The organism is Gordonibacter urolithinfaciens (genome assembly GCF_900199375.1).
Classification (GTDB): domain Bacteria; phylum Actinomycetota; class Coriobacteriia; order Coriobacteriales; family Eggerthellaceae; genus Gordonibacter; species Gordonibacter urolithinfaciens.
Genome location: NZ_LT900217.1, coordinates 1,088,950 through 1,115,814 on the forward strand (window position 1 = coordinate 1,088,950; position 26,865 = coordinate 1,115,814).

Annotated in this window: 25 protein-coding genes; 6 read left to right on the forward strand and 19 right to left on the reverse strand. The window is 67.2% G+C overall.

Annotation, left to right across the window (positions count from 1 at the left end; translation table 11 throughout):
- Positions 1 to 6: 6 nt before the first annotated feature.
- Positions 7 to 1,281 (reverse strand): ammonium transporter, encoded by a 1,275-nt coding sequence (locus BN3560_RS04790; protein WP_096227206.1) that lies wholly within the window; start codon positions 1,279 to 1,281, stop codon positions 7 to 9.
- A 262-nt stretch (positions 1,282 to 1,543) separates the two neighbouring features.
- On the opposite strand from BN3560_RS04790, the gene BN3560_RS04795 reads away from it, so the two are divergent.
- Together BN3560_RS04795 and BN3560_RS04800 are read left to right on the forward strand one after the other, a co-directional pair.
- On the forward strand, positions 1,544 to 2,059 hold the full coding sequence (locus BN3560_RS04795) for a GNAT family N-acetyltransferase (RefSeq protein ID WP_096227207.1): 516 nt from the start codon (positions 1,544 to 1,546) through the stop codon (positions 2,057 to 2,059).
- 98 nt (positions 2,060 to 2,157) lie between these two features.
- Complete coding sequence (locus BN3560_RS04800) at positions 2,158 to 2,331, forward strand: YegP family protein (RefSeq protein WP_087191420.1); 174 nt, start codon at positions 2,158 to 2,160, stop codon at positions 2,329 to 2,331.
- A 199-nt stretch (positions 2,332 to 2,530) separates the two neighbouring features.
- Here BN3560_RS04800 and BN3560_RS04805 read toward each other — a convergent pair whose 3' ends face one another.
- The 7 genes from BN3560_RS04805 to accB all read right to left on the reverse strand — a co-directional run bounded on the left by BN3560_RS04805 (position 2,531) and on the right by accB (position 10,032).
- Positions 2,531 to 3,583 carry an inorganic phosphate transporter gene (locus tag BN3560_RS04805; protein WP_096227208.1) on the reverse strand — a complete coding sequence of 351 codons (1,053 nt, stop codon included), beginning with the start codon at positions 3,581 to 3,583 and terminating at the stop codon, positions 2,531 to 2,533.
- Positions 3,584 to 3,737: 154 nt separating this feature from the next.
- A complete protein-coding gene (gene dxs, locus BN3560_RS04810; protein ID WP_096227209.1) occupies positions 3,738 to 5,612 on the reverse strand; it encodes a 1-deoxy-D-xylulose-5-phosphate synthase in 1,875 nt (624 codons plus the stop codon).
- Between the two features lie 14 nt (positions 5,613 to 5,626).
- Positions 5,627 to 5,929: an exodeoxyribonuclease VII small subunit gene (locus tag BN3560_RS04815; protein ID WP_096227210.1), complete on the reverse strand. Its 303-nt coding sequence runs from the start codon at positions 5,927 to 5,929 to the stop codon at positions 5,627 to 5,629.
- Entirely contained in the window at positions 5,919 to 6,422 is a 504-nt protein-coding gene (gene nusB / locus BN3560_RS04820) for a transcription antitermination factor NusB (RefSeq protein WP_087191416.1), read from the reverse strand. The genes BN3560_RS04815 and nusB overlap by 11 nt, the downstream gene beginning before the upstream one ends.
- Positions 6,423 to 6,443: 21 nt before the next feature.
- Positions 6,444 to 6,791 (reverse strand): Asp23/Gls24 family envelope stress response protein, encoded by a 348-nt coding sequence (locus tag BN3560_RS04825; RefSeq protein ID WP_015538964.1) that lies wholly within the window; start codon positions 6,789 to 6,791, stop codon positions 6,444 to 6,446.
- A complete protein-coding gene (accC, locus tag BN3560_RS04830; protein ID WP_096227211.1) occupies positions 6,788 to 8,140 on the reverse strand; it encodes an acetyl-CoA carboxylase biotin carboxylase subunit in 1,353 nt (450 codons plus the stop codon). The genes BN3560_RS04825 and accC overlap by 4 nt, the downstream gene beginning before the upstream one ends.
- Positions 8,140 to 10,032: an acetyl-CoA carboxylase biotin carboxyl carrier protein gene (gene accB, locus BN3560_RS04835; protein WP_096227212.1), complete on the reverse strand. Its 1,893-nt coding sequence runs from the start codon at positions 10,030 to 10,032 to the stop codon at positions 8,140 to 8,142. Before accB ends, accC begins: the two co-directional genes overlap by 1 nt.
- Before the next feature lie 266 nt (positions 10,033 to 10,298).
- Here accB and BN3560_RS04840 point away from each other — a divergent pair, with 266 nt between their 5' ends.
- Positions 10,299 to 10,595 carry a helix-turn-helix transcriptional regulator gene (locus BN3560_RS04840; protein WP_096227213.1) on the forward strand — a complete coding sequence of 99 codons (297 nt, stop codon included), beginning with the start codon at positions 10,299 to 10,301 and terminating at the stop codon, positions 10,593 to 10,595.
- A 19-nt stretch (positions 10,596 to 10,614) separates the two neighbouring features.
- Here the strand turns inward: BN3560_RS04840 and BN3560_RS04845 are convergent, their stop codons facing one another.
- From BN3560_RS04845 to BN3560_RS04895, 11 genes are all read right to left on the reverse strand, one after another.
- The gene (locus BN3560_RS04845; protein ID WP_015538968.1) at positions 10,615 to 11,268 is read right to left on the reverse strand and encodes an HAD family hydrolase; all 654 of its coding nucleotides are present in this window, start codon (positions 11,266 to 11,268) and stop codon (positions 10,615 to 10,617) included.
- Positions 11,268 to 13,025 carry a proline--tRNA ligase gene (locus BN3560_RS04850; RefSeq protein WP_096227214.1) on the reverse strand — a complete coding sequence of 586 codons (1,758 nt, stop codon included), beginning with the start codon at positions 13,023 to 13,025 and terminating at the stop codon, positions 11,268 to 11,270. Before BN3560_RS04850 ends, BN3560_RS04845 begins: the two co-directional genes overlap by 1 nt.
- Positions 13,022 to 14,089, reverse strand: a complete 1,068-nt coding sequence (gene ispG / locus BN3560_RS04855; RefSeq protein ID WP_096227215.1) for a flavodoxin-dependent (E)-4-hydroxy-3-methylbut-2-enyl-diphosphate synthase — start codon at positions 14,087 to 14,089, stop codon at positions 13,022 to 13,024. The genes BN3560_RS04850 and ispG overlap by 4 nt, the downstream gene beginning before the upstream one ends.
- A gap of 684 nt (positions 14,090 to 14,773) precedes the next feature.
- Positions 14,774 to 15,880 carry a site-2 protease family protein gene (locus BN3560_RS04860; RefSeq protein ID WP_096227216.1) on the reverse strand — a complete coding sequence of 369 codons (1,107 nt, stop codon included), beginning with the start codon at positions 15,878 to 15,880 and terminating at the stop codon, positions 14,774 to 14,776.
- A gap of 259 nt (positions 15,881 to 16,139) precedes the next feature.
- Positions 16,140 to 16,853 (reverse strand): hypothetical protein, encoded by a 714-nt coding sequence (locus tag BN3560_RS04865; RefSeq protein ID WP_096227217.1) that lies wholly within the window; start codon positions 16,851 to 16,853, stop codon positions 16,140 to 16,142.
- A gap of 44 nt (positions 16,854 to 16,897) precedes the next feature.
- Positions 16,898 to 18,178, reverse strand: coding sequence for a 1-deoxy-D-xylulose-5-phosphate reductoisomerase (dxr, locus tag BN3560_RS04870; RefSeq protein WP_096227218.1), 1,281 nt, complete (start codon positions 18,176 to 18,178; stop codon positions 16,898 to 16,900).
- A 24-nt stretch (positions 18,179 to 18,202) separates the two neighbouring features.
- The gene (locus BN3560_RS04875; RefSeq protein WP_087191405.1) at positions 18,203 to 19,123 is read right to left on the reverse strand and encodes a phosphatidate cytidylyltransferase; all 921 of its coding nucleotides are present in this window, start codon (positions 19,121 to 19,123) and stop codon (positions 18,203 to 18,205) included.
- A 1-nt stretch (position 19,124) separates the two neighbouring features.
- The gene (locus BN3560_RS04880) at positions 19,125 to 19,904 is read right to left on the reverse strand and encodes an isoprenyl transferase (RefSeq protein WP_096227219.1); all 780 of its coding nucleotides are present in this window, start codon (positions 19,902 to 19,904) and stop codon (positions 19,125 to 19,127) included.
- A gap of 220 nt (positions 19,905 to 20,124) precedes the next feature.
- Entirely contained in the window at positions 20,125 to 20,682 is a 558-nt protein-coding gene (frr, locus tag BN3560_RS04885; RefSeq protein ID WP_096227220.1) for a ribosome recycling factor, read from the reverse strand.
- Positions 20,683 to 20,757: 75 nt separating this feature from the next.
- On the reverse strand, positions 20,758 to 21,537 hold the full coding sequence (gene pyrH / locus BN3560_RS04890; RefSeq protein WP_154270384.1) for a UMP kinase: 780 nt from the start codon (positions 21,535 to 21,537) through the stop codon (positions 20,758 to 20,760).
- A 142-nt stretch (positions 21,538 to 21,679) separates the two neighbouring features.
- A complete protein-coding gene (locus BN3560_RS04895) occupies positions 21,680 to 23,134 on the reverse strand; it encodes a S1C family serine protease (RefSeq protein WP_015538974.1) in 1,455 nt (484 codons plus the stop codon).
- A 256-nt stretch (positions 23,135 to 23,390) separates the two neighbouring features.
- Between BN3560_RS04895 and BN3560_RS04900 the strand changes: the two genes are divergently transcribed.
- The 3 genes from BN3560_RS04900 to BN3560_RS04910 all read left to right on the forward strand — a co-directional run bounded on the left by BN3560_RS04900 (position 23,391) and on the right by BN3560_RS04910 (position 26,785).
- On the forward strand, positions 23,391 to 23,909 hold the full coding sequence (locus BN3560_RS04900; RefSeq protein ID WP_087191430.1) for a D-alanyl-D-alanine carboxypeptidase: 519 nt from the start codon (positions 23,391 to 23,393) through the stop codon (positions 23,907 to 23,909).
- A gap of 159 nt (positions 23,910 to 24,068) precedes the next feature.
- Complete coding sequence (locus tag BN3560_RS04905) at positions 24,069 to 25,256, forward strand: iron-containing alcohol dehydrogenase (protein ID WP_096227221.1); 1,188 nt, start codon at positions 24,069 to 24,071, stop codon at positions 25,254 to 25,256.
- 116 nt (positions 25,257 to 25,372) lie between these two features.
- On the forward strand, positions 25,373 to 26,785 hold the full coding sequence (locus tag BN3560_RS04910) for an aldehyde dehydrogenase (protein WP_096228585.1): 1,413 nt from the start codon (positions 25,373 to 25,375) through the stop codon (positions 26,783 to 26,785).
- Positions 26,786 to 26,865 lie beyond the last annotated feature (80 nt).

Sequence of the window (26,865 nt, forward strand, 5' to 3'; positions counted from 1 at the left end):
GGAACCTTAGTCGAGTCCCACATAGGCCGGATAAGCGCTCTCGCCGTGCGCGGTCACGTCGAGGCCCTGCGCCTCCTCCGCCTCGCCCACACGCAGGCTTCCCCTGAAGCACGCCTTCACGATGAAACCGAGCGCCACGTCGAGCACGCCCACGAACGCCGCCGTCACGAGAATGCCGAGCACCTGCGCGCCCAGCAGCGTGGGATCGCCGGTATAGAGCAGGCCGCCGAAATCGGTCCACGACAGCTCGGGCACGCAGAACAGCCCGGTCAGAATACCGCCGGTCACGCCACCGACCGCATGGATGCCGAATGCGTCGAGCGCGTCGTCGTAGCCGAACGTGCGTTTGAGGAACGAGACGGCGGCGTAGCACACGGGCGACACGATGACGCCCATCGCCGCCGCTGCCCATGGCTCCACGAAGCCCGCTGCCGGAGTGATGACCACGAGTCCGGCCACCAAGCCCGTCGCCGCGCCCACGAGCGTGGGCTTGCCGACCCGCACGCGCTCGACGGCCAGCCATGAAACGAGCGCCGCACTAGACGCCGCCGCGGTGTTCACGAGCGCGAGCGCGGCAACGCCGTCGGGGGCGAACTCGGAGCCCGCATTGAAGCCGAACCATCCGAACCACAGGAGCGTCGCGCCCAGCGCCACGAACGGCACGTTGTGGGGGCGGTAGCTCATCACGGCGTACCCCTTTCGCTTGCCCGCGATAACGCAGAGAACCAGGCCCGTGAGGCCGGACGAGATGTGCACCACATCGCCGCCCGCGAAGTCGAGCGCGCCGATCATGCCTCCCACGAGACTCCCCTCGCCGCCCCACACCATGTGGGCGAGCGGCGGGTACACCACGACGGTCCACACCGCCGTGAACGCGCACACCGCGCCGAACTTCACGCGCCCGGCCACCGCACCCGTGACGATGGCCGTGGTGATCATGCAAAACGCCATCTGGAACACCACGTCGGCCATCGCGGGGTACGCGTCGTGGCTCAGCGCTTCGGGGGCTTCGCCCACGATGTCGGCCACCAGCCCCGCGAGGCCGAGCTGGTCGAAGCCTCCGAAGAACGGAAGCGACCCGTCCCCGCCGTACGCGAACGACCATCCGCACACCGTCCAGGTGACGCCCACGATGCCGAGCACCGCAAACGACATGAGCATCGTGTTCACGACGTTCTTGCGACGGCTCAAACCTCCGTAGAAGAACGCCAGCCCCGGCGTCATCAGCAAGACGAGCATCGCGCATACCAGCATGAAACCCGTCGATCCTGTGTCGAACATGTGCCTCTACCTCCCTCGAATACGAGCGCTACCTGTTTACGCATTCGATGATCCCACCGCCCCGCGACCGTCCCAAGCGAGACCTGCAACTGTTAACGCGCTCAAAAACGCCTTTTAACAGACGGGAAGCATCGCCGTTACCGAAAGGAAACACGCCTCGCAGCACCGGGCCGCGAGCCCGAAGGAATCGGACTGCGGGAACGATGGCAGCGCGCACCGTTGCGGTATAGTGGAAGGGACACGCGAGAGAAAGGACCACCGCATGACCATCGAGTTCGTCCCCGTCGAAACGCCCGAGGACCGCGCCGCCCTGGCGACGCTCGCCAGCGAGATCTGGCACGAGTACTGGCCCGCCCTCATCGGCGAGGCCCAAACCGACTACATGGTGGAACAGTTCCAGAGCCTCGAAGCTATCGAGCGCGACGTGGCCGAGCACGCTTACGAGTACTGGTTCCTGCGCACCGCCGAGGATGGCCGCACCGTGGGCTACACGGGAGGGCGCGTCGAGCCCGAGACGAACCGCTTCTTCATCTCGAAGATCTACCTGCGCGCCGAAGTGCGTGGGCACGGGTTCGCCAGCCAGACCATCCGCTTCTACGAGGACCTGTGCCGCGCACGCGGACTCGCGGCCATGTACCTGACGGTGAACAAGCACAACGACCTGGGCGTGCGCGCGTACCGGGGCAAGGGGTTCGAGACCATCGACTCCGTGGAGACCGACATCGGGCAGGGCTTCATCATGGACGACTTCATCATGGAGAAGCGCATCGGCGCATAGGATGCCGTTCAACCATTGGTGAAACCGCCTGCTGTGACGCCCCTTCTATCTGACCGGGGTATATGATTCCGTTATCGTCGAAGAGAAGGAGCGGTCGCATGGGCAAGTTCGTCATCAAGACGTCCGAGACGGGATGCCATTTCGTGCTGAAAGCCGACAACGGCGAAGTCATCGCCACGTCGCAGCACTACCAGTCCAAGGAATCCTGCAAGAAGGGCATCGAGAGCGTGAAGAGGAACGCCCCCGGCGCAGAAGTCGTGGAAGAGGATTAGCTCGTTCCGCTGGCCTAACGGCCAGCGGAAACGCTCGACGGCGCGAGGGGCCCCCGTGCCCAGCCTTGCCGCTCCAAGCCTTCCTCGCGTGCAAAAGCGCGCTTCGCCGGCTCACGGCAATTCTGGGCACGGGGGCCCCTCGCGCCGATCTACAACGCCAACCCGTCTACGACCTCGTTGGACGCACCACCCGATCCCCCTAGAAGAACATCAGGAACAGGTGCGTGAACGCAAACGCCAGTAGGCCGCAGCCGGGAAACGTGAGCACCCAGGTGCCCACCATGCGGCCGGCAAGGCCCCATTTCACGTTGCGCAGGCTCTTCTCGGCGCCCACGCCCATGATGGCGGTGGTCTTGGTATGCGTGGTGGACACCGGCAGGCCCGTGAACGTGGCCAGGCCGATGCAGAAGCAGGCGGACAGGCAGGCGGCGAAGCCCTGGTACTGCTCCATCTTCACCATGTTCATGCCCACGGACTTGATGATCTTCTTGCCGCCCACGGCGGTGCCCAGCGCCATGACGGCCGACACCATGATGATGAGCCAGAACGGGAACGACACGTCGCCGCCCGACTGGCCGCTCATGGCCAGCATGATGCCCAGCATGCACAGCGACAGGAACTTCTGGCCGTCCTGCGCGCCGTGCAGCACGGCCACGCCGGCGCCCGACACGATCTGCGCCCACTTGAAGAACGAGTTCGCCTTGGAGCGCTCGGCGCGCCGGCACGCCTTCTTTATGAGGCGCGTGAACAGCCACCCCGTGCCGAACCCGAGCACCGTGGAGATGACCAGGCCGTATACCACCTTCATCCATTCGCCGCCGTTCACGCCCCCCAGGCCTCCCTGCAGGGCGATGGCCGCGCCGGTGATGCCGGCGATGAGCGAGTGGCTCTGGGACGTGGGTATGCCGAAGTACCAGGCCGCCACGCCCCATACGATGATGGCCACCATGGCCGCCGCCAGCGCGACGAGGGCGGCGTGGTTGTCGCCGCCGAAATCCACCATGTTGAAGATGGTGGCGGCCACGGCCGACGAGACCAGGGTGATGCCGGCAAGGCCGACGAAGTTGCATATCGCCGCCATAACGATGGCGGGCGTGGGCTTCATGGCCTTCGTGCCCACGACGGTGGCGATGGCGTTGGGGGCGTCGGTCGCCCCGTTCACCACCGTGGCGCCCAGCGTCAGGATGACGATGAGGGCGAGTATGGGGTCGCTGACGAACGCTGCAGCGAACGAGCCGAAATCGTAGCTCACTCAGACTCCTCCTCGAACGAAGGGCGCCGATCGGCAAGAGTATTCAACTTGTGGTCCCTTTCACGGCTTCGGTGACAAAGCACACGGAATCGTATGATAACGGTGCTTTGTCAAGTCAAGGCAACGGAAAGATCAAGTTTAGGTAAAGTCGCCCCTATTTCATGCGCTCCTCGATGGAGGCCGCTATCCCCTCGGGATCGAGGCCCAGGTCGCGAAGCAGCAAGTCGGCCTTGCCCTGCGGCACGAACATGTCGGGGATGCCCAGCGTGAGCGCGGGCACGGCCAGGCCCTGGCGCGCAAGCTCGCCCAGCACGCCCTCGCCCGCACCGCCCGACACGATGCCGCCCTCCACCGTGACCACGAGGCGCGTCTGCGCCGCACGCGCGATGGCATCGGCGTCGAGCGGCTTCGCCCAGCGCATGTCCACGACGCGCGCGTCGATGCCGCGCACCGCCAGCAGCTCCGCGGCGCCCAGCGCACGGCCCACCATGCGGCCGAACGCGAGGATGGCCACGTCGGCCCCCTCGCGCACCACCTGCGACTTCCCCACTTCCAGCACCTGGGGCTCCTCGGGCAGCGGCACGCCCTCCGCCGCCCCGCGCGGGTAGCGGATAGCGAACGGGCCGCCCAGCGCCAGCGCCGTGTGCAGCGCATGCACGAGCTCCGCCTCGTTCGACGGGGCGAGCACGCGCATATGCGGCACCATGCGCGTGTATGCGAGGTCGAACATGCCGTGATGCGTGGGGCCGTCCTCCCCCACCACGCCGGCGCGGTCGATGGCGAACACCACGTCCAGGTTCGGCAGCGCGTTGTTGATGACCAGCTGGTCCACGGCGCGCTGCAGGAACGTCGAGTAGATGGCCACGACCGGCTTCTTGCCGCCGATGGCCAGGCCCGAGGCCAGGCCCACAGCGTGCTCCTCGGCTATGCCCGAGTCCACGAAGCGGCTCGGGAACTCCTCGGCGAAGCCCGCCAGGCCCGTGCCGTCCTTCATGGCGGCCGTGATGGCCACGATACGCTCGTCCTTGCGCGCCTCGGCCGCAAGCGCCGCGCCGAACACGCTCGTGTACGAGGGAGCGGCGGACGGCTTCTTCTTCACGGCACCGGTAGCCACGTCGTACGGCGCGATGCCGTGGAACTTCTCGGGGTTGCGCACGGCCGGCCCGTAGCCGGCTCCCTTCTTCGTCACCACGTGCATGAGCACGGGTGCGTCCGTCTCCAGCACCATGGCGAGCGTCTCCTTGAGCGCGCCGATGTCGTGGCCGTCGATGGGCGCCGTGCACAGGATACCCAGCTGCTCGAAGATCATGGTACGCGGGAGCACGAACTGCTTCATGGATTCCTTCATGTTGCGCCCGAAGTTCGCGAGTGCCTCCCCGAAGGGTCCGCTGCTTTCCAGTCTCTCCTGGACGGAGTCGCGCGTCTGGCGGTACTGCGAGGAGGCGCGCATGTAGCCGAGGTGCTTCATGAGCGCGCCCACGTTGCGCGAGATGGACATCTCGTTGTCGTTGAGGACGACCACCATCGGGGTCTGCGCCTGTCCGATGTGGTTGAGCGCCTCGAACGCCATGCCGCCCGAGAGCGCCGCATCGCCTATCAGGGCTACCACCTTGTTGTCGCCGCCCGAGAGGTCGCGTGCCTTCGCCAGGCCGAGCGCCACCGAAAGCGAGTCGGAGGCATGGCCCGAGGGATGCACGTCGTAGGGGCTCTCGCCGGGCTTCGGGAAGCCGGAGAGGCCGCCGTAGGTGCGCAGCGACTTGAACTCCTCGAGGCGGCCCGTGACCAGCTTGTGCGCATAGGCCTGGTGGCCCACGTCGAAGATGAACCGGTCGCGCGGGCAGTCCAGCATGCTGTGCACGGCCAGGATGATCTCCACGGCACCGAGCGACGAGCCCACGTGACCGCCCGTCTCCGACGTTACGGACACGATCTCCTCGCGTATCTCGCGGGCGAGGATGGAGAGCTCTTCGTTGGTCAGCAGCTTGAGGTCGGCCGGCGACGAGATCACGTCGAGAATGCGATGGTCCATAGTCACGCCCCCCGTTACGCTTGAGCCGCAGCCGCCGCGGACGCCTCCGCGTCCGAAGCTGCGGCTTCGATTTCAACCTCGGTTCCCGCGGCGGCCTCGCAGACGGCCTTGCCCGCGCCGTCTTCGGCCTCGTCTTCGGCATCGCGGGCCTCGATGTTCTCTTCGAGCAGCTCGCTCGCCCGCAGGCCCAATCCCACAGCCTCCTCATACAGGGAGAGCGCCTCGTCGAGGGGCATCTCGCTCGAGCCAACGGCGTCGACGATCTCGTCGAGGCGGGCCTTCACCTGGTCAAAGCTTTCATATGACTCATGCGCCATGGGAAGGGGCTCCTTCGGGCAGCTCGCCCTCCCGCGCCGCAGCGGACGCCGACGCCGCCTTCTCCTCGGCCTTCTCCTCGTCCAGGATCTTGGCGATGCGGCCCAGCACGCCGTTGACGAAGCGCGGCGACTCGTCCTCGCCGCCGAAGTCCTTCGCCAGCTCCACGGCCTCGTTGATCGTGACCGAGGTGGGCACGTCGTCCACGTACATCATCTCGTAGGTGGCCAGGCGCAGGATGGAGCGGTCGACGATGGGCATGCGCGCAAGCGCCCAGTTCTCCGACGTGGCCGCCAGATGCTTGTCGATGGCCATGCGGTGCGCCTCCACGCCGCGCACGAGCGCCGTGGCGTAGTCGGGCAGCGGGCCGTCCTCGGCCAGGTAGCGGCCTTCCTCGGCGATCTTGGTAGCGCCCTCGTCCGTGATCTCGCTCGTGTAGAGCAGCGCGAGCGCCGAGCGGCGCGCACGCGTTCGTTCATGTCGTTTAGCAGCCATAGAAGCTCAGCAAACCTCCGGCTAACCGGCAAACTGGATGCCGTCGATGTACACGTCGACCGAGGAGACCTGCGCCCCCACCTGGCTCGCCACGGCATCGGCCACGGCCTGGCGCAGGTTGGCGGCCAGGTCGGGCAGCACGTAGCCGTAGTACACGTCCACGCGCACCGAGATGACCAGCTTGTCGTCCTCGTCCACGGCGATGTCGATGCCCTGCGTGGACGGCTTGGCGCCGAACACGGAGCGCAGGCCGCCTGCGGCGGCGGAGCCCACGGAGGCCACACCCTCCACCTCGTTGGCCGCAATGGACACGATCGTCTCGACGACACCCGGCGCAAGCGCCATGCCGTCAAGGTTCAGCTCGTTCATAACACGTCTCCCATCTGGGTTTCAATAAAGTCGGTCGTCGCATCGCCCGCGCAGAACACGGCGTTGTCCAGCACGCGGCGGTGGAACGAGATGGTGGTCTCGATGCCCTCGATGACGAACTCGTCGAGGGCGCGGCGGCCACGCGCAAGGGCCTCCTCGCGATCCTGTCCGTACACCACGAGCTTCGCCACGAGCGAGTCGTAGTAGGGCGAGATGCGCGAGCCCGTGCGCACGTAGCTCTCCACCCGAACGCCGGGGCCCGCCGGAGGCTCGAACTTGGTGATGGTGCCCGGGCACGGGCGGAAGCCGTGCGCGGGGTCCTCCGCGTTGATGCGGAACTCCATCGCATGGCCGAACGGGACGAACGGCGCGCGGGAAGCGCAGCTGATGGGCTCGCCGGAGGCGATGCGCAGCTGCTCCTTGATGATGTCGGTGCCGGTGATCTGCTCGGTCACGGGGTGCTCCACCTGCACGCGCGTGTTCATCTCCATGAAGTAGAAGTTGCCGCGCTCGTCGAGCAGAAACTCGATCGTGCCGGCGTTCTTGTAGTTCACGGCGCGCACGGCCTTGATGGCCGCCACGCCCATGGCACGGCGCAGGTCCTCGGTGAGCGCCGGCGAGGGCGCCTCCTCGATGAGCTTCTGGTGGCGGCGCTGCACGGAGCAGTCGCGCTCGCAGAGCGCCAGGTTGTTGCCGAAGTCGTCGGCCAGCACCTGCACCTCCACATGGCGCGGGCGCAGCACGAGCTTCTCCAGGTACACGCCGTCGTTGCCGAATGCGGCGCCGGCCTCGGTGCGGGCAGCCTGGTACTGGGCCTCGAGGTCGGCCGGGTCGTGCACCTCGCGCATGCCCTTGCCGCCGCCGCCCGCCGTGGCCTTGATGAGCACGGGGTAGCCCACGCTGTCCGCGAACGCCTTGGCCTCGGCAGCCGTGTCGATGCAGCCGTCGGAGCCGGGCACCGTGGGCACGCCGCAAGACTTCATGGTCTCGCGCGCCATGCTCTTGTCGCCCATGCGCTCGATGCAGTCGGCCGCGGGGCCTATGAACACCAGGTCGTTGTCCACGCAGGCGCGGGCGAAGTCGGCGTTCTCGGCCAGGAAGCCGTAGCCGGGGTGGATGGCCTCGGCGCCGGCGTTCTTGGCGGCGGCGATGATGCTGGGCATGACGAGGTAGCTCTTGTTCGCCTGGGCGGGGCCGATGCACACGGCCTCGTCGGCGTACTGCATGGGATAGGTGTCCGCGTCCTCCGTGGAGTACACCGCCACCGTCTTCACGCCCAGCTCCTTGGCGGCGCGCATGATGCGCAGCGCCACCTCGCCGCGGTTCGCTACCAGTATCTTGCTAAACATTACGCCGTCTCCGGGGCCGGGGCCGGGGCGCCGTGGGGCTCGACGTAGAACAGCGGCGTGCCGAACTCCACGGGCGAGGCATCCTCGAGGCACACCTCGCGCACCGTGCCCATCTCCTCGGCCGTGATCTCGTTCATGAGCTTCATGGCCTCCACGATGCAGAGCGTCTGGTTGGCAGCGACCTCGTCGCCCACCTGCACGAACGGCGGCTCGCCGGGCGCGGGGGACGTGTAGAACGTGCCCACCATGGGAGCCGTCACGCAGTACCAGTTGGAGGGGCGCTCGATGCCGTCGCCGGCGGAAGCGGAAGCCTCGGCCGCAGGAGCGGGGGCGACGGCGGCCACCGGGGCCGCCGCGGCTGCGGCCGCCACGGCGTCGGAGGACAGCGTGCCCGGCATGCGCACGGCGATGCGCGTGCCCTCCTCCTCGACTACGATCTCGCCGACGCCGCTCTCCTCGGCGACGCGAACCAGCTCGCGAATCTGATTGATGTCCACGTAATCGTCCTCCTTGGTATGGCTCGACTCCTGCTCCATGAGGAAGTCGACCTTCTCCGATGTGCGGTGCTTGCTCAGGTACGTGCGCGCCTCGTTCGGGAACAGGGCGTACATGAGCACGTCCTCCTCGCTCTTCGCGAGGTCGCCGATCTCGTCCTCCACCTGGGAGTACGTGGTGGTCACGAGCGAGCCGGGGGCCACGTCGGGCGGCAGCATCTCGGAGTTGCCCACGACCTTGGCCACGATGTCCTTGTCCATGCGGCCCGGCGCCTTGCCGTAGTAGCCGCAGATGTAGTCCTTCATCTCCTTGGACACGACGCTCCAGCGCTTGCCGGTGAGCACGTTGAACACGGCCTGCGTGCCCACGATCTGCGACAGGGGCGTGACGAGCGGCGGGTAGCCCACCTCGGCGCGCACCTTCGGGATCTCCTGCATGACCTCGGGCAGGCGGTCGCCGGCGTTCTGGATCTCCAGCTGCGACACCAGGTTCGACATCATGCCGCCGGGCACCTGGTGCGAGTACACCTTCATGTGCGTGAGCGAGGACACGCCGCGCTTGTAGTGGCCGCGCTTGCGCACCTCCTCCCAGTATTCGGCGATCTCGAACAGCAGGTCCAGGTTCAGGCCCGTGTCGTAGCGGCTCTCCTGGAGGGCGGCCACGATCATCTCCACCGCAGGGTGCGAGTTGCCGAAGGCGAGCGGCGCGTGGGCCGTGTCCGCGATGGCGGCGCCGGCCTCGGCGGCCTTGATGATGTTGGCGGGCGCCATGCCGCCCACGTAATGGCAGTGGATGTGCAGCGGCAGGCCGATCTCGGCGTTGAACGCCTTCACCATGCGCTCGGTGCGGTAGGGCGTGAGCATGCCGGCCATGTCCTTGATGGCGATGGAGTCGGCGCCCAGGTCCTTCATCTTCTGGCCGTACTCCAGGTAGCTGTCAAGCGTGTGGACGGGCGACATGGTGTAGGAGATGGCGCCCTCGAAGTGGCCGCCGCATTCCTTGATGGCCTCGGCGTTGTCCACGACGTTGCGGATATCGTTGAGGGCGTCGAACACGCGGAACACGTGGATGCCGTTGCGCTTGGAAGCCTTGATGAAACGGTTGCAGATCTCGCGCGAGTAATGCTTGTACCCCACCAGGTTCTGACCGCGGGACAGCATGGCGAGCGGCGTGTTCGGCGTGTTCGCCTTGATAGATCGCAGACGCTCCCACGGGTTCTCGTCGAGAAAGCGCAGGCACGTGTCGAACGTCGCGCCGCCCCAAGCCTCGATGGCCCAGTACCCGACCCGGTCCATCTTCGGCAGGATCGGCAGCATGTCCCCGATCTGCATGCGCGTGGCCCAGAGGCTCTGCTGGCCGTCGCGGATCGTGGTATCCATGATTTGAAGTCTCGGCATGAACTCACACCCCCTTCGATTTGCAGTTAGTCAAAGATCGAATATCCGATTATAGAGGAAGGTTGAGGTCGCGGCGTAGATGCCGGGTGAAATTCACTGCTAAGCAACAGAATAGGGGGACGAGGGGCGCAAACGGCCGTGCTTCGCGCAGGCGGGTGGCGGGCCAACCGCCTGCATCCCGAAATGAGCGGCTTTGTCGTCCGGCGCAGGCAAAGTGTATTCAGCTGAATACTTTCAACTTTGGAGGCTCGCCTACGATTTCGATCATGCCGGAGAAGTCACGACAGGCCAAGATGCTGGGCAAGGACCCCCTTGTCCAACTCCTCGCGCGCACGTTCGGCGAGAACGTGCGCGTCCTGCGCGAAAGCCAGCACCTGACGAAAAAGGAGCTGGCGGACATGGTAGGGTCCAGCCGAAGCCACATCACCGACATCGAGGACGGCTTGATAGACGCCGACTTCTCGAAGGTCGTGAAGTTCGCGCGGGCCTTCGAGCGCCCCCTCGACGCCCTTTTGACCCCCGGAGGAGCCCTCCATTCCCTGGGCGAGAACGAGAGGGGCTAGCCCCGCAGCCCAGCCTGGCCTAGAGCAGGCACCCGCGGAGCTCTTCCACGTTGCGGCATGCGACCTCCGGCTTTTCCGCCAGCAGCACCTCTTCGGGGAACATGCCCCACAGGACCGCGGCGGTGGGGCAGCCGGCGCCGCGCCCAGCCTGGAGGTCGAAGGGACTGTCGCCCACGTACGCGCACTCCTCGGGGCGCAGGCCCAGCTGGCGGCAGCCCTGGAGGACCGGGCCGGGATCGGGCTTGTGGGCAGCGCAGTCGTCGGAGCCTATGAGCAGGTCGAACGCGCCGTCCAAGCCGAACGTGGCCAGGCCGCGCACGGCAGCCTCGTGGCGCTTCGAGGTCACCACGCCGAAGGGCAGCCCCGTCTCCCGCAGGTCAGCCAGCAGCTCGGGCACGCCGGGGAAGATGCGGATGAGGTCGTCGTGCACGCGGGCGTTGTAGTCGCGGTAGACGGCGAGCAGCTCGTCGTGCACCTCCTGGTCGTCCGTGAAGTCCCACATCTGCACTGTGAGCGGCTGGCCCACCTTGGCCATGAGCAGCTCGTCGGGCATGCTCTTCCCCAGCACCGTCTCCACGGCATGGCGGAACGAAACCAAAATCAGGCGTTGGGTATCGAGCAGGGTGCCGTCCAGGTCGAACAGCACCCCGCGTACGTCCGGGAAGGAGCTCATCAGGCGAACAATCCGCCGAACAGGTCGACCTCGGAGCCCCACACCTTCGTGTTGCGCTGCGCGAACGCCACCGCGTCGGTGAGCGCCATGAGCGAGATGTCGCGGCGCGCGCCCGTCTTGCGGTGCTTGATCTCCACCTTGCCCTCGGCGAGGCCGCGCTTGCCCACCACGACCTGCAGCGGCCAGCCCACGAGGTCGGCGTCGGCGAACTTCACGCCGGCACGCTCCTTGCGGTCGTCGATGACCACTTCCAGGCCGAGCTTCGCCAGGTCGCCGGCCAGCTTCTCGGCCGCTGGCTGCACCTCGTCGTCGCCCACGGTGAGCGGCAGCACGCACACGTGCGCCGGCGCCACCGAGAAGGGCCACGCGATGCCGTTCTCGTCGTTGTGCTGCTCCACGATGGCCGCCATGGTGCGCGACACGCCCACGCCGTAGCAGCCCATGAGGAACGGCTGCTCGGAACCGTCTTCCGCCATGAACGTGGCGCCCATGGCCTTCGAGTACTTGTCGCCCAGCTGGAACACCTGCGACACCTCGATGCCGCGCGCGCCCTCCAGCGGCAGGCCGCACTTCGGGCAGCTGTCTCCGGGCTGCACGATGCAGAGGTCGGCCCACTCGTCCACCTTGAAGTCCACGCCCAGCTGGGCGCCCACGTAGTGGCAGCCGTCCTCGTTCGCGCCCACGACCCACTTCGGCACGGCCTGCAGACTGCGCGCCGCGATGACGCGCGCGCCCTCGGGCAGGCCGACCGGGCCCATGGAGCCCTTGTGCAGGCCGAAGGCCTCCATGTCCTCGTCGGTGAGCAGCGTGAAGCCGCCGGCCACGCGCTCGGCCTTCAGCTCGTTCAGCTCGTGGTCGCCGGGGATGAACAGCACCACCAGGTCGCCTGCGTCGTTCTTGCCCGACAGCGCCTTCACGGTGGAGGACTCGGGGATGTCCAGGAACGCCGCCAGCTCGGCGATGGTGTGCACGCCCGGCGTGGCCACCTTCTCCATGGCCGGCACGTCGTAGACGGTCGGGCGCGCCAGGCAGTCGCCCGCCTCGGCGTTGGCCGCCCAGCCGCACGCGCAGTGCACGAGCTCGGCCTCGCCTGCCTCGGCGAGCGCCATGAACTCGCAGGTCACGCTGCCGCCGATCTGGCCGGAATCCGCCTCCACGGGACGGTAGTCCATGTCCATGCGCTCGCAGATGCGCCCGTAGGCGGCGCTCATGTCGTCGTAGGTCTTCTGCAGCGACTCCTGGCTCGCGTGGAAGCTGTAAGCGTCCTTCATGATGAACTCGCGGCTGCGCAGAAGGCCGAAGCGCGGGCGGATCTCGTCGCGGAACTTCACCTGGATCTGGTACAGCGTGAGCGGCAGCTCCTTGTAGGAGCGCAGCTCGTTGCGCACGAGGGCCGTGATAAGCTCCTCGTGGGTGGGCCCGAGGCAGAACTCGCGGTCGTGGCGGTCCACCAGGCGCATGAGCTCGGGGCCGTAGTCGTTCCAACGGCCGCTCTCGTGCCAGAGCTCGCCGGGCTGCAGCGCCGGCATCATGATCTCCTGGGAGCCGATGGCGTCCATCTCCTCGCGCACGATGCGCTCCACCTTCGCCAGCACCCGCTTGCCGAGCGGCAGGAACGTGTACACGCCCGAGGCCGTCTTGCGGATCATGCCGGCGCGCAGAAGCAGCTTGTGGCTGGCGATCTCCGCATCGGTCGGATCCTCTTTGAGCGTGGGCACGTACAGCTCGCTCATGCGCATGATATTCGCGTTCGTCATAGCTTTCCTATCTCCTCCATCAAAGCGTCCACGATGGCCTTCTCCTCCACCTTGCGGACGACGTCTCCCTTGGAAAACACCACGCCCATCCCTGCTCCGCACGCCACGCCGATGTCGGCGTCGGCAGCCTCGCCCGGGCCGTTCACCACGCAGCCCATGACGGCCACCTTGAGCGGCTTGCCCAGGTTCGCGATGCGCTCCTCCACCTGCTGCGCCAGCCCGATGAGGTCCACCTGGCAGCGCCCGCACGTGGGGCAGCTCACGAGCTCCGGCGCGCGGCGGCGCAAATCGAGCGCCGCGAGCAGCGTCCAGCAGGCACGGACCTCCTGCACGGGGTCGTCGGTGAGCGAGATGCGCAGCGTGTCGCCGATGCCCTCTTCCAGCAAGATACCCAGGCCACAGGCGCTTTTGATGACGCCCTGGAACAGGGTGCCGGCCTCCGTCACGCCGATGTGCAGCGGGCACGTTGGCAGCTCGCGGGCGAGCTGGCGGTACGTGGCCACCGTGGCCATGACGTCGTGGGCCTTCGCGCTGACCACCAAATCGCGGAAGCCGCGGCCCTCGCAGTAGCGCACGTAGTCGGCGGCCGAGCGCGCGAGCTTCTGCGCGAGCGTGAGGTCAGTACGCGCGGCCAGCTCGGCGTCGAGCGAGCCGGCGTTGACCCCGATGCGGATAGGGATGCCGGCCTCCCCCGCCGCGTCGAGCACGGCGTCCGACTTGGCGAGGCCCCCGATGTTGCCGGGGTTGATGCGCAGCTTCGCCGCGCCGCGGCGCGCGGCCTCAACCGCGATATCGGCCGAGAAGTGGATGTCGGCCACCACGGGCAGCGGCGAGGCGGCGCACACGGCCTCGAACGCGTCGAGGTCGGTCTTGTGCGGGATGGCCATGCGCACGACCTCGCAGCCGGCCGCCGCCAGCGCCTCGATCTGCGCGAGGTTCGCCGCCACGTCGCCGGCCGGGGCGTTCAGCATGGACTGCACGACGACGGGCGCGCCGCCGCCGAGCGGCACGCCGCCCACCATGACCCGCCGGGTCCCCTCGTTCGGCTTCGCTGTGCCGGGCATCCGCCCCTCCGTTTCCTCAAGCGCCTCAAACCGCATGTCGGGCTATTGTACCGCCGAAAGCGGCCCGCCCGAGGTCCCTTCACGAAGTCTGCCGCAAAAACCGGCCGGAAGCGGCCGGCAAGCAACCGACAGGTGCCCAAAGCAGGTTCGAGGTGCACCGTACCGGCCCGGGCCTTGCACGGACCGTGCGAAGCGAGAACCGAAGCCGAGGCTCCGTTGCACAGTAATCACCGATTTTCTACCGATTCGAGGCAGGGACTGCCTGCGCGAACGCGCTTCGTCCGGGACTTCGGACGTTTTCCCTGCTCGCGAGGTGATGATGAAAGCGGCGTAATCCCGGGAGAGGAACAGCCCGTCGAAAACCGGTGATTACTGTGCCTTTGCGGCCCCATCCCAAGGATGCACGGAGGGCGCCTCCGGCGCGACGGGGCAAGCCGGGACCCGAAGGCCGGCCCATCGCTGCGCTGGAAGACTCGAGGGGATGCCGGAAGAACCGAGGGAATGCCGGAAGACTCGAAGGATGCCGGAAGACTCGGCGAAGCCGGGCCCAATCGCCGCAGGGACAAGATGAAGCCACGCATGCGGCCTGCTACGGCCACGCAGGCACCCGGCTTCGCAAGCGAAGACCAGGTGCCAAAAGCAAGCTGGGCGATCAGCGGGTTTCGGCGGCCCCCAGACCGCCGCTCACCAATTCCCGAACACGAACCGCTGGATGTCCTGGTTCGCCATGATCAGGAAGAATCCCAGGAACAGCAGCATGCCGGCCGCGGAGATGTAGTTGAGCGCCCGCGTTGAGACCACGCGCCGCGACACCTTCTGGAACACCTCCACCACGAAGCGCCCGCCATCGAGCGGCGGGATGGGCAGCAGGTTCATGATGCCGAGCGACACCGAGATCATGGCCGTGAAGCTCAAGATGCCCATGAGGCCCATGTCCACCGCGTCCTTCGACATCACGGCGATGCCGATGATGGAGGTGGTGTTCGACATGGTGACCGCGGCCGTCGCCGGGTTGAACAGGCTGGCCACCAGCGCCACCACCTGGCCGATATAGGCGAAGCCGGCCTGCACGGACTGCAGCGGCGTGAGCACTGCATGGTAGAACACGCCGGTGTTCGGGCTCTGGGCCTCGAAGCCGATCACCGAGTACATGAGCACGAAAAGCAACATGGCGAACAGCAGGTTCACGAACACGCCGGCCACGAGGATGACGGAGCGCTTCCAGAACGGCAGCGCGCGGTACTGCTGGCGGTACTCGCTCTGATACAGCGCGTGCGCGTCGTCCACCGGGCGCGCCTCTCCGAGCGCATAGGACACCGGGGCCGCCTCCCCTGCCGCCGCGGCCTTGAGCTGTTTCCTCGTAGGCCTCGTTTCGACGGTGCGGTACGTGTTGTACTGGTCCTTCTTCGTGGGGCCCTTGATGCTGCCCCATTCCACCAGCTCCTCGAGCGCGTCGTACGCCTCGTCGTCGGAGATGCCGCAGTCGCGCGCGATATCCTCCATGTTGGCGGTGCCGCGGCGGTAGAGCGCGGCGAGCACCTGCTGGAGATGCGGGCTCATCTCGCCCGCCTCCATGCCGCACACCTTCGCGTACCCGCCGAGCGGCACGGCCGTCACGCCGAACCGCGTGCCACCCCGCGTGAAGCCGATGCTCGGTCCCGGCAGGCCCAGCATGAACTCAGTCACTCGCACGCCGAACGCGCGCGCAGCCAGATAGTGCCCGCCCTCGTGGATGAACACGAGGAACCCGAGCAGGATCGTGGCGTATACGATCATAAGAACTATATCCATGAACTCGAGTCCTTTCGAGCGCGAGGTTGGGAAAGCCAGCGCGGTTTCCCGCGCCTGCGCCCATTATAGGAAACGGGAACCCGCCCGAACCGATGTGCGGGAAAAACCTACAAGCCCTGTGGAAAATGCACACGAGAAGCCGGCTGCAGCAGGCCGGACGACGGCGGGTCGGGCAGCGACAGGCCAGGTTGCAGCAGGCCGGACGGCGAATCGGGCGGCGGCAGGCCGGCGGCGAGCCGCACGGTGACCGGCGTTTTCTCTAGCGTACCTCGAGGCTGGCGAGGATGTCGTCCCAAAACGCGGGGTCGTCGTCGTATTCGTGCTGGTAGAACCCACAGTATACGAAACCCACCGTGTCCCCGTCGATTTCTGCAAAGCAGGATCTCGTGACGAACCCATCGTTTTCGTAGGGCACGACGGTATCCCAGATCAAGCCGCGGCACCCGTCCAAGACCACAAGCTGCGGCTCGAGGTAGACGCGTTTTCGAAGGTTCTCCAGAAACGAAGACCACATGGCAGCCTGCGCATCCGAGGTTTTCGGATCACGCAATCTCTCTTCCAGCGCATCGGCCGCCTTGCGCGCCTCCTCCTGCGCCTTCTCGGTATAGCCCCGCAGATCGTCGAAGCTCATCCCTGTGAACTCCTCCACGTAGAACCCGTGGGAGAAGTTGTCATCGCCCACCACCTTCTGCGAACCGGCGATCTCCCTGCCCATCATGTTCGAAGTCCCGGGCTCCATCTCCGCGATCACCCACAGGCCGTCAGGATACCCGAGTGACGCGCGGCCTTCCGTTACCCGGTTGGGGAACTGCTTCGCGCTTTTCACCACCTGCACGAGGGGCTCTCCCGACGGCTCGGGCGCCGGGACGCCCCCTGCCACCGCAAGAAGGCCGAGCGAGACGGCGACGGCCGCACAGATCACCAGGCGGAAAGGATCCCGCCTGGTCCCACGCCCTTCTCCGGCTTCTTCCATGCCGAGCCCCTTCCCCTTCGTCCCCGCAAGAGCGCGGCCGCCCCTTACTGCGCCGCGATCCACTCCCGGGCCCTTGCGCGGGCCCAGGCGTCCACGGCCTCCAGCTGCTCCAGGCTCTCCACGGGCTGCACGTCGTGGGCGTCCATGACGGCCTCCACGCAGGCGGCTATCCCCAAGTACGTGCCCTCCTCGGCCAAGAACGCCGCCACGGCCACCTCGTTCGCGGCGTTCATGGCGCAGGGCAGCGTGCCGCCGCGCTCGCCGGCCGCGCGCGCGAGCGCCAGGCAGCGGAACGTGTCGGTGTCGGGCGCAGCGAACTCGAGCGAGCCCAGCTTCGTGAAGTCGAGCGGCGCGACCGGCGCGTCCCAGCGCTCGGGATACGACAGCGCGAACTGGATGGGGATGCGCATGTCGGTGGTGCCGAGGTGCGCCTTCACGCTGCCGTCGGAGTACTCCACCATGGAATGGATGGCGCTCTGCGGCTGCACCACCACGCTGATGCGGTCGTAGGGCATGGCGAACAGGTGATGCGCCTCGATGACCTCGAGCCCCTTGTTCATGAGCGTGGATGAGTCGATGGATATCTTCGCACCCATGTTCCACGTGGGGTGCGCGAGCGCTTGGGCGGGCGTGATGTGCGCAAGCTCGTCGCGCGTGCGGCCGCGGAACGGGCCGCCCGATGCCGTCACCCACAGGCGGGCGACCTCGCGCGCGTCCTCGCCCAAGAGGCATTGGTAGATAGCGCCGTGCTCCGAGTCGATGGGCATGAGCGCTCCGGCGGGCCCGACGGCGGGCGCCGCGCCGGCTGCGCGGCGCTGCGCGTCCACCTGCGCGGCCAGCGGCATGATGAGGTCGCCGCCCACCACAAGCGACTCCTTGTTGGCCAGCGCGAGCACCTTGCCGGCGCGCAGCGTCTCGTAGCTGGCACGCAACCCGGCCGCGCCCACGAGCGCGTTCACCACGATGTCGGCCTCCGGCAGCCGCACGAGGTCGGCCACGGCCTGCGCACCGAACCCGAGCGAGCCCTCGCCGCCCGCGCTGCGGCGCGCCACGGCCTCGGCAAGCGACGACGGCGCATCCGCCGCCGGCAGCGCGCCGCCGCGCGCCTGCGCGGCCAGCTCGTCGGCCACCGGCTCGCCTGCCAGGCGTCCGTCTCCCACGGCCAGGTGGCGCACGCCGAACTCCCGTGCCTGCGCCAGCAGCTCCTCCGCGCGCGTGCCCGCGGCGAGCGCCACCACCTCCAGCTTGTCGGCATGGCGGCGCGCCACGTCGAGCGTCTGCGTGCCGATGGAGCCGGTCGACCCCAGTACGACGATGCGTTTCATACGTGCCTCCTAGAGCAGCGGAGCCTAATACGGTATGCAGCCTCCCGCCACCAGCAAGATGGCCGAAGTCACGGCCACCAGGAACAGCGAGTCGCAACGGTCGAGCAGGCCGCCGTGCCCCGGCATGATGGTGCCGGAGTCCTTGAAGCCGGAGTTGCGCTTGATGCGGCTCTCGGCCAGATCGCCGAGCACGCCCATGAGACCGCTCGCCAAGCCGAACAGGATGGCCTGCGGGATGGACATGGTCACACCGGGCACGAGCGTCATCAGGCACCAGAAAACCGCGGAGCCCGCGAGCCCGGCGAAGAAGCCCTCCCAGCTCTTCTTCGGGGAGGTGCGCGGGGCCAGCTTGTGCTTGCCGAACTTGCTTCCCACCAAGTAGGCGAACGAGTCGTTGGCCCATACGCTCAAGAGGATGCCCAGCACCAGCACGCCGCCCCATGGCGCCGGCAGCGCCTCGCGCACCACGATGATGCCCGATAGCAGCATGCCGCAGTACGCGGCGCCGAAGAAGCTCACGCCCACGTCGGGCACGCGCGCCCGCATCCAGAACACGTACCACACGATAAGCGCCAAGAGCAGCGCCAGGCTCACGTACAGCGCCCCGTCCAACCCGAGGAAGAACACGCTCACGGGATACAGCATGGCGGCGATGATGCCCAGCATCTCGTTCGGCAGCTTCGCGTCCTGGCGCAGCATGTAGTAGAACTCCCCGGCCGTGATGCCGGCCATGGCCACGAGCAGCGCGAGCGTGGTCCACTCGCTGGCCAGCACGCACACCACGGACACGACGATGTAGACGAACCCGGTGCGGAAACGCACCTGGAAGTTCGTGGGGTTCTTCAGCTTCTTCGGCGTCTTGTCCTGTGCGAAGTCCTTGAGCCGCTCCTTGCGCGTGCGGTCGTCCTCTTCCGGAACCGCCTCGTCGGCCCGCCGCGGCTCCATCCTACTTCACCGCCCCGAACCGGCGGTCGCGCCCCTGGAACTCCAAGAGCGCCCGCAGGAGCTCGTAGCGGTCGAAGTCGGGCCACAGCACGTCGGTGCACACGAACTCGGAATAGGCGATCTGCCACAGCAGGAAGTTCGACACGCGCATCTCGCCGCTCGTGCGGATGAGCAGGTCGGGGTCGGGGATGTCCGCCGTGTACAAGTGCCGGGCGAACGACTCCTCGGTGAGCTCCTCGGGCGCGCGGCCGGCGCGCGCCGCGGCATGGGCCTCGTCCATGAGCGATCGCATGGCGTCCAGCATCTCCACGCGGCCGCCGTAGTTCACGGCCACCACGAGCGTCATGCCGTCGTTGTCCTTCGTCTTCTCCCACGCCTTCGCGAACGCGTCGCGCGTCTTCTTCGGCAGCTCGTCGGTGCGCCCGATGGTCATCACGCGCACGTGCTCCTCGTGCAGGCCGTCCACCTCGGCAAGCATCGTGGTGGCGAACAGGTTCATGAGGCCGATGACCTCGTCCTGCGGCCGCTTCCAGTTCTCGGACGAGAACGAGTAGATGGTGAGGTAGCGCACGCCCACGTCCGACGCGCAGCGGATGGTCTCGCGCACCGCCTCGATGCCGGCCTTGTGGCCGAACAGGCGGTTCTTGCCGCGCTCCTTGGCCCAGCGGCCGTTGCCATCCATGATGACGGCCACGTGCTCGGGCACCGCCGCAGGGTCGAGCCGCGTCGGATCGAGGTCGGCGGGAGGGTTCGGGAATATGTAGTCGAGCGGTTTGTTCAAGGAAGCACTGCTTTCAAGTCGCACGCCAACCGCGCAGGTTGATTCAAATCCCACAGGTTGGCGTAGTAAGTCAGCGAGAAGCGTCGAGGTGTTCGAGATCGTGGGGAAGGCGATGGCGAAGCGTACTTCGGTACGCGAGTCATCGGCTTCGCCGCGAGATCGGGCGCATCGACGCTTCGCAGCGTCGAGCAGTTCCGCGGGCCGGAGGCCCGCGGAACCCCTAGATTTCCATCACTTCGGCTTCCTTCTTCTTGAAGGCCTCGTCCACCTGGGCCACGTACTTGTCGGTGAGCTTCTGCACCTCGGCCTGGGCGCGGCGCTCGTCGTCCTCGGGGAGGTTGTCGTCTTTCACGCAGCGATCGAGGGCGGCGTTGGCGTCCTGGCGCGCCTTGCGCACCGCGACGCGGGCCTCCTCGGCATAGCCCTTGCACTGCTTCACCAGCTCGCGGCGGCGTTCCTCGGTGAGCGAGGGGAACGGCAGGCGGATGCACGAGCCGTCGTTCGACGGCGTGACGCCCAGGTCGCTCTCCATGATGGCATGCTCGATGGCGCCCAGCACGCCTTTGTCCCACGGCTCGATGACCAGCATATGCGCGTCGGGCGTCTTGATGCCGGCCATCTGGTTCACCGGCGTGGGCACGCCGTAGTAGTCCACCTTGATGCGGTCGAGCAGCAGGGCGTTCGCCCGCCCCGTGCGCACGGAGCCGAACGCCTCGCTCAGCGACGCGAGCGCACGCTCCATGCGCTCCTCGGCCTGCAACATAATATCATCAACCATGATCGGCTCCTTTCACCCAACTCCCTGCGGTGCGGCGGCGCGCACCGATCGCCGCGCCGGGGCGCGGATGCATCTCTATTCTACCGTGGTTCCAACGTTTTCGCCCTTCAAAGCGCGCGAAATGTTGCCCTCGACCGTCAGATCGAACACGATCATGGGCATGTGGTTGTCCATGCACAGCGAGGTGGCCGTGGAGTCCATGACGTTGAGGCCCTTCGACAGCACGTCCATGTAGCTGATGCGGTCGAAGCGCTTGGCGTCCGGGTTTTTGGACGGGTCGCTGTCGTAGACGCCGTCCACCTTCGTGGCCTTCATGAGGCAGTCCACGTTGAGCTCGCAGGCGCGCAGGGCGGCCGTGGTGTCGGTGGTGAAGTAGGGGTTGCCCGTGCCGGCGGCCAGGATGACCACGCGGCCCTTCTCCAGGTGGCGCACGGCGCGGCGGCGGATGTAGGGCTCGGAAACCTCCTGCATGGTGATGGCGCTCTGCACCCGGGAGAAGATCCCGTGGCGCTCGAAGGCGTCCTGCAGGGCCAGCGCGTTCATGACGGTGGCCAGCATGCCGATGTAGTCGGCCTGGGCGCGGTCCATGCCCTCGGCGCTTCCCGCCAGGCCGCGGAAGATGTTGCCGCCGCCCACGACCACGGCCACCTCCACCTCGTCCTCGACGATGTCGGCAATCTCGTCGGCCAGCGCGTCGACCACCTTCGGGTCGATGCCGTACCCCACGTCGCCCGCCAGCGCCTCGCCCGAGAGCTTCAGCAGCACGCGCGGGTACGCATACCCGCGCTCGCGCACGCGCGCCCACTTCTCAAGCTCCTCGACGTTCTCCTCCGCCTTCGCCCTATCCTCAGCCATGACCAACCCCTTCGATGACCGTCATATGTGCATACGTTGCCTCAATCTTACCCGAAAATGGAAAAGGCCGCGCAGTTCGCACGGCCTTTTCCAGGCAGTTCACGCAATGAGCAGACGGGCGGCAGGTAGCCGCCCGCAGCCCTTACGCCGCGTTCTCGCTGGACCCGCTGCCGCCGCCGAGCAGGCGCTCGAGCAGGGATTCCTGCGCGCTGTTCTGCTGGGTGGAGGCGCTTTGCGAGCTCTCGTCGGAGCCGAGCGTGACCTCGACCTCCTTCGTCTCGCCGTTGCGATTGACCTCCAGCTTCACCTTGTCGCCAGGGTTCTTGGAGCGGACGTCCAGCATGAGGTCGCTTGCGGACTCCACCTTCTGGCCGTCGAACTTCGTGATGATGTCGCCCTCCTGCAGGCCGGCCTCGGCGGCGCCGGAGCCCGCGCTGACGGCGGCCACGTAGGCGCCCTCGTCGACCGACAGGCCGTAGCGCTGGGCGTTCTGGGCGTTCACCGTGGACAGGGACACGCCGAGCTGCGCGTGGGTCGGGGTCTTGCCGTCGATGATCTGTTGCGCGAGGTTCACCGCGTAGTTCACCGGGATGGCGAAGCCGACGCCGGAGTAGTTGCCCGAGTAGGACGTGATCAGCGTGTTGATGCCGATGAGCTTGCCGTCGGCGTCCACGAGCGCGCCGCCGGAGTTGCCGGGGTTGATGGCCGCGTCGGTCTGGATCATGTTCGGGTAGATGGTGGTCTCGCCGGAGCTCTGGCCGTACTGGTCGGTGCTGGAATCCATGATCTGCGAACGGCTCGTGGCCGACACGATGCCGGTGGCGACGGACTGCTCAAGGCCGAACGGGCTGCCGATGGTCATGACCCACTCGCCGATGATGAGGTCGTCGGAGTTGCCGATCTCGATGGCCTTGAGGCCGCTGGCGTCCTTGGCCTTGATGACCGCGATGTCGGAGCTGGGATCGCTGCCCACGACCTCGGCGTCGTAGGTCTCGCCCTCGATGGTGACCTTGTAGGCGTCGCCGCCTGCGATGACGTGGTAGTTCGTGATGATGTAGCCGTCGTCGGTGAGCACGACGCCGCTGCCGAGCGAGGCCTGCGTGAGCGTGCTGCCGGAGCCGGAGTTGGAGCCGCCGCCGAAGCCGTACATGCCGCCCATGTTGGATTGGTTCGCGTACACGTCGATGGCGGCCACGGAGGGCAGCGCCTTCTGCGCCACGGCCTCGGCCAGCGTCTGGTCGGACTCGGCATCGGTGGCGTTGATGCTGCCGGAGTTCTGCGAGCCCAGCTGCGTGGACGAGCCGGAGTCGGAGCCGCCGCCCTTGTCGGCGCCGGTAGCGGCCTGCCAGATGCCGAAGCCGCCCAGCCCGATGACGCAGGCGAGCGCCGCGCCCGCGAACGCGAGCAGGAACGTGCGCAGGCCGTGCGACTTCTTCTCCACCGTCACCTGGCCGGGCGTGTGCTGCGCCTGGTACGGTTGCTGGTAGGACTGCTGGTAGTAAGGCTGCTGCCCCGTTTGGGCGGCATGCTGGGCATGCTCGTCGCCCGAAGTCGGCGGGACGGGGCCGCCGGGGGTGTTGCCGTGCGTATCGGTCATGTGGTTCACGCTCCTTGGGTATCGTTGTGGTCGATGATCGCTTCGCTTAGGTAGGTGATGGGCCTACCATATCACGCGTGGCTCCTGATCAGGTTTCCTTCAACGCAATTGTCATCTTCGCGTCATGGAATTACACCGTTTGGTGTACAGGGCGTACATCGGCTGACGCAGGCCGCGGGGCGGGCCGCGCAGGAGATGCGAGAAGGGGCGTGCTATCATGAGAGGCATCGTCATCGAGGATGTGCAAGGAGCGCCCATGTCCGACCAAACGCCTCCGCGGCGAACCGCCGCCCAACGCCTCCAAGCGCTGTACGTACGCGTGCTGCTGCGCCTGCTGCCGCACCTGATAACGCTGCTCCGGCACGTTTCGCCGAAGATCCGCGCCGAGGTGGCCTACCTGGCGCCGGGCTATACGTTCATGCTGTCTGTGCGCGGCACCGACCTGGCCTGCACATGCCGCCGCACCGGCCGCGGCTCGTTCGAGCGCATTCCGCCCGCGCGCGTTGCCCGCGACGTCGAGCCGGGAAGCGGGCTGGCCAGCGCCGATGCGGACGCCGTGGCTGTGGACTACGTCATCGACTTCCGCTCGCCGGCCTATGCGTTCGGCTGCTTTTCGGGCGGCCTGACGCTGAAGGACGCCCTCGCGCAGCGCGCGTTCTCCACGCGCGGTCCCAACGACACGGGCGTGGCCCTCACCTATCTGTTCACGGCGCTGCTGAAGATGTTCTTCGGCTGGCGGCGCGCGTATCGCAGACCGACGGCGGCAACGCCGTAGGAGAAAGGGAGACGGTGCCCCGGAACATGCCACAGCCTCTGTTTTCGGCCGCACCTTCGCAAGCGTTCGACCTGCGTAGATGCAGCATATGACCTGATCATGGCGCTGGACAAGAACGGAGGCTGTGGCAAGTTTTCCCGAGAAGGCGAAGGAGAAGCCGTGAAAGCATTCGAATTCTGCTGCCCCACCAAGATCATCGCGGGGTCGCACGCGCTGGACAAGCTGCCCGATGAGCTGGCCGACCGCGGCGTGGTGCATCCGCTGGTCATGACGGACGCGGGCTTGGTGAAGCTGGGCGTGGCCGCCAAGCTCACCGACGTGCTGGACGCGGCCGGCGTGGCCTACGAGGTGTTCGACCAGGTGCCGCCCGACTCGTCCATGGACGTGGTGAACGAGGTGGCGCGCCTCTACGCCGAGCGCGGCTGCGACGGGTTCGTGGCCATCGGCGGAGGCTCGGTCATCGACACCACGAAGGGCGCGGCCGCCTCGCTCGCCTGCGAGGGCGTGGACTTCGCCACGTTGCAGGGCTCGGAGATCCTGCACGCCGACCTGCCGCCGTTCATCGCCGTGCCAACTACCGCCGGCACCGGCAGCGAGGTAACGCTCGTGGCCGTGGTGGCCGACACGAAGAAGCATGCGAAGCTCTCGTTCACGTCCTACAAGCTGGTGCCGCACGCGGCCATCCTCGACCCGGCGCTCACGGCGTCGCTGCCGCCGAAGCTCACGGCCACCACCGGCATGGACGCGCTCACGCACGCCGTGGAGGCGTACACGTCCATCCAGAAGAACCCCGTGTCCGACGCGTTCGCGGTGAAGGCCATCGAGCTCATCGCGGCCAACCTGCCCACGGCCTGCCGCGACGGCGCGAACGTCGATGCGCGCACGAGCCTGGCACTCGGATCGCTCATGGCGGGGGCGGCGTTCAGCAACGCCATGGTGGGCATCGTGCACGCGCTCGGGCACTCGCTCGGCGGCCTCTGCCACATCCCGCACGGCCAGGCCATGATGATGCTCCTTCCCCACTGCGTGCGCTTCAACCTCTACCATGGCGTGCACGCCGGGCTTTACGGCGAGCTGCTGTCCCACCTGGCGCCCGCGCGCGCGGCCGAGCTGGGGCCGCAGGCGATGCCAGCCGAGCGCGACCTGGCCTTCTGCGATGCGCTGTTCGCCATGAACGAGCACTGCCACGAGCAGTACGGCGTGCCGCTCAAGCTGTCGGAGCTGGGCGTGGCGCACGACCAGCTTCCCGCCGTGGCGAGGCAGGCCCGCTACGACGGCGCCGCCCTGTACAACGAGGCCGAGATCACGCTGGACGACGCCCTCGAGATCCTGGAAGCAACGTACTAGGCAGGTTCCCCCGTAGGGCAAAGGCTCTGCCCTTGCAGTCAATAGGGGACGCCATCGCAGGTCGAGCGGCAAGGACAGAGCCCTTGCCCTACGAAGGTAACGAGAAAGGCACGAGCATGACCAACATCCCCACCTTCGCAAGCCTCGCCGACGTGGAAGCCGCCGCGCAGCGGATGCGCGCCTTCTTCCAGACGGGCGCCACGCTGCAGGTTGACTACCGCCGCGAGGCGCTCGTGAAGCTGAAGGCCTACCTCAAGGCCAACGAGGCGCGCATCCTGGAGGCGCTGCACGCCGATCTGGGAAAAGCCGCGTTCGAGGGCTACGCTACCGAGCTCGGCCTCGTCTACGACGAGATCAACACGTGCGTGAGGCACCTGTCCAAGTGGGCGCGCCCGCGCCGGGTGCCCACGCCGCTCGTGCACTTCCACTCTACGTCGAAGGTGTACCCGAGCCCGCTGGGCGTCGTGCTGGTGCTCTCGCCGTGGAACTACCCCGTGCAGCTGGCGCTCGTGCCGATGGTGGACGCCATCGCGGCCGGCAACTGCGTGGCGCTCAAGCCCTCGCGCACCTCGAAGGCCACGAGCGAGCTTCTGATCGATATCCTGGCGAACGTGTTCCCGCCCGAATTCGTATGCGGCTTCCCCGGTTCCGGCGCCATGAACGACTGGCTGCTGGACGTGCGCTGGGACCAGATCTTCTTCACCGGCAGCCCGGGCGTGGGCCGCACCATCATGGAGGCGGCGGCGAAGCACCTCACGCCCGTGGTGCTGGAACTGGGCGGGAAGAGCCCCTGCATCGTGGACGAGACCGCCAACGTGAAGCGCGCAGCCCAACGCGTGGCCTGGGGCAAGGGCATCAACTCAGGGCAGACGTGCGTGGCGCCCGACTACCTCCTCGTGCACGAGAACGTCGTGGACGATTTCGTGTCGCAGCTCGACGCGTGCTTCCATCAGTACTACGGGCAGGACATCCTGGCGTGCGAGCAGTGGCCGCACATGATCTCGCAGCGCCACTTCGAGCGCGTTATGGGACTCATCGAGCGACGCAATCCGAACGCGACGGTGGCGTTCGGCGGCCACGGCGACCCCGAGACGCTGCGCATCGAGCCCACGTGCCTGCGGGGCGTGACGCTCGACGACCCCATCATGGGCGAGGAGATATTCGGGCCGGTGCTGCCCGTGCTCACGTACCGCTCGCTCGACCAGGCCTTCGACATCGTGCGCGCCTTCGAGAAACCGCTCGCCTGCTACGTGTTCTCCGACGACAAGCAGGTGCAGCACCGCGTGCTCACGCGCCTGCCCTTCGGCGGCGCCACGGTGAACGACGTGGTGATCCACCTGGCGAACAACCACATGGGCTTCGGCGGCGTGGGCAACTCCGGCATGGGCGCCTACCACGGCAAGGTGGGCTTCGACTGCTTCACCCACTACAAGTCCACGCTCAAGAAGGGCACGTGGCTGGAGATGCCCATCCGCAACCCGCCTTTTGACGATACGAAGATGAAGCTGCTGAAGATGCTGATGAAATAGGGGGCGTGGGCACCCTGCCGGTCGGCGCCCCGCCCGTGCAGCGCTTCTCGCACACTTCGCGAAAGCTCGGCGTGCTGCAC

Bases quoted from the DNA above. Each gene is read 5' to 3' on its own strand.
- BN3560_RS04865 (WP_096227217.1), bottom strand. From the start codon at position 16,853: ATGGAAGAAGCCGGAGAAGGGCGTGGGACCAGGCGGGATCCTTTCCGC.
- dxr (WP_096227218.1), bottom strand. From the start codon at position 18,178: ATGAAACGCATCGTCGTACTGGGGTCGACCGGCTCCATCGGCACGCAG.
- BN3560_RS04850 (WP_096227214.1), bottom strand. From the start codon at position 13,025: ATGACGAACGCGAATATCATGCGCATGAGCGAGCTGTACGTGCCCACG.
- BN3560_RS04825 (WP_015538964.1), bottom strand. From the start codon at position 6,791: ATGAACGAGCTGAACCTTGACGGCATGGCGCTTGCGCCGGGTGTCGTC.
- frr (WP_096227220.1), bottom strand. From the start codon at position 20,682: ATGGTTGATGATATTATGTTGCAGGCCGAGGAGCGCATGGAGCGTGCG.
- BN3560_RS04845 (WP_015538968.1), bottom strand. From the start codon at position 11,268: ATGAGCTCCTTCCCGGACGTACGCGGGGTGCTGTTCGACCTGGACGGC.
- BN3560_RS04800 (WP_087191420.1), top strand. From the start codon at position 2,158: ATGGGCAAGTTCGTCATCAAGACGTCCGAGACGGGATGCCATTTCGTG.
- accC (WP_096227211.1), bottom strand. From the start codon at position 8,140: ATGTTTAGCAAGATACTGGTAGCGAACCGCGGCGAGGTGGCGCTGCGC.
- BN3560_RS04860 (WP_096227216.1), bottom strand. From the start codon at position 15,880: ATGGATATAGTTCTTATGATCGTATACGCCACGATCCTGCTCGGGTTC.
- BN3560_RS04840 (WP_096227213.1), top strand. From the start codon at position 10,299: ATGCCGGAGAAGTCACGACAGGCCAAGATGCTGGGCAAGGACCCCCTT.
- nusB (WP_087191416.1), bottom strand. From the start codon at position 6,422: ATGGCTGCTAAACGACATGAACGAACGCGTGCGCGCCGCTCGGCGCTC.
- BN3560_RS04895 (WP_015538974.1), bottom strand. From the start codon at position 23,134: ATGACCGATACGCACGGCAACACCCCCGGCGGCCCCGTCCCGCCGACT.
- pyrH (WP_154270384.1), bottom strand. From the start codon at position 21,537: ATGGCTGAGGATAGGGCGAAGGCGGAGGAGAACGTCGAGGAGCTTGAG.
- BN3560_RS04900 (WP_087191430.1), top strand. From the start codon at position 23,391: ATGTCCGACCAAACGCCTCCGCGGCGAACCGCCGCCCAACGCCTCCAA.
- ispG (WP_096227215.1), bottom strand. From the start codon at position 14,089: ATGCCCGGCACAGCGAAGCCGAACGAGGGGACCCGGCGGGTCATGGTG.
- BN3560_RS04790 (WP_096227206.1), bottom strand. From the start codon at position 1,281: ATGTTCGACACAGGATCGACGGGTTTCATGCTGGTATGCGCGATGCTC.
- accB (WP_096227212.1), bottom strand. From the start codon at position 10,032: ATGCCGAGACTTCAAATCATGGATACCACGATCCGCGACGGCCAGCAG.
- BN3560_RS04795 (WP_096227207.1), top strand. From the start codon at position 1,544: ATGACCATCGAGTTCGTCCCCGTCGAAACGCCCGAGGACCGCGCCGCC.
- BN3560_RS04875 (WP_087191405.1), bottom strand. From the start codon at position 19,123: ATGGAGCCGCGGCGGGCCGACGAGGCGGTTCCGGAAGAGGACGACCGC.
- BN3560_RS04815 (WP_096227210.1), bottom strand. From the start codon at position 5,929: ATGGCGCATGAGTCATATGAAAGCTTTGACCAGGTGAAGGCCCGCCTC.
- BN3560_RS04910 (WP_096228585.1), top strand. From the start codon at position 25,373: ATGACCAACATCCCCACCTTCGCAAGCCTCGCCGACGTGGAAGCCGCC.
- dxs (WP_096227209.1), bottom strand. From the start codon at position 5,612: ATGGACCATCGCATTCTCGACGTGATCTCGTCGCCGGCCGACCTCAAG.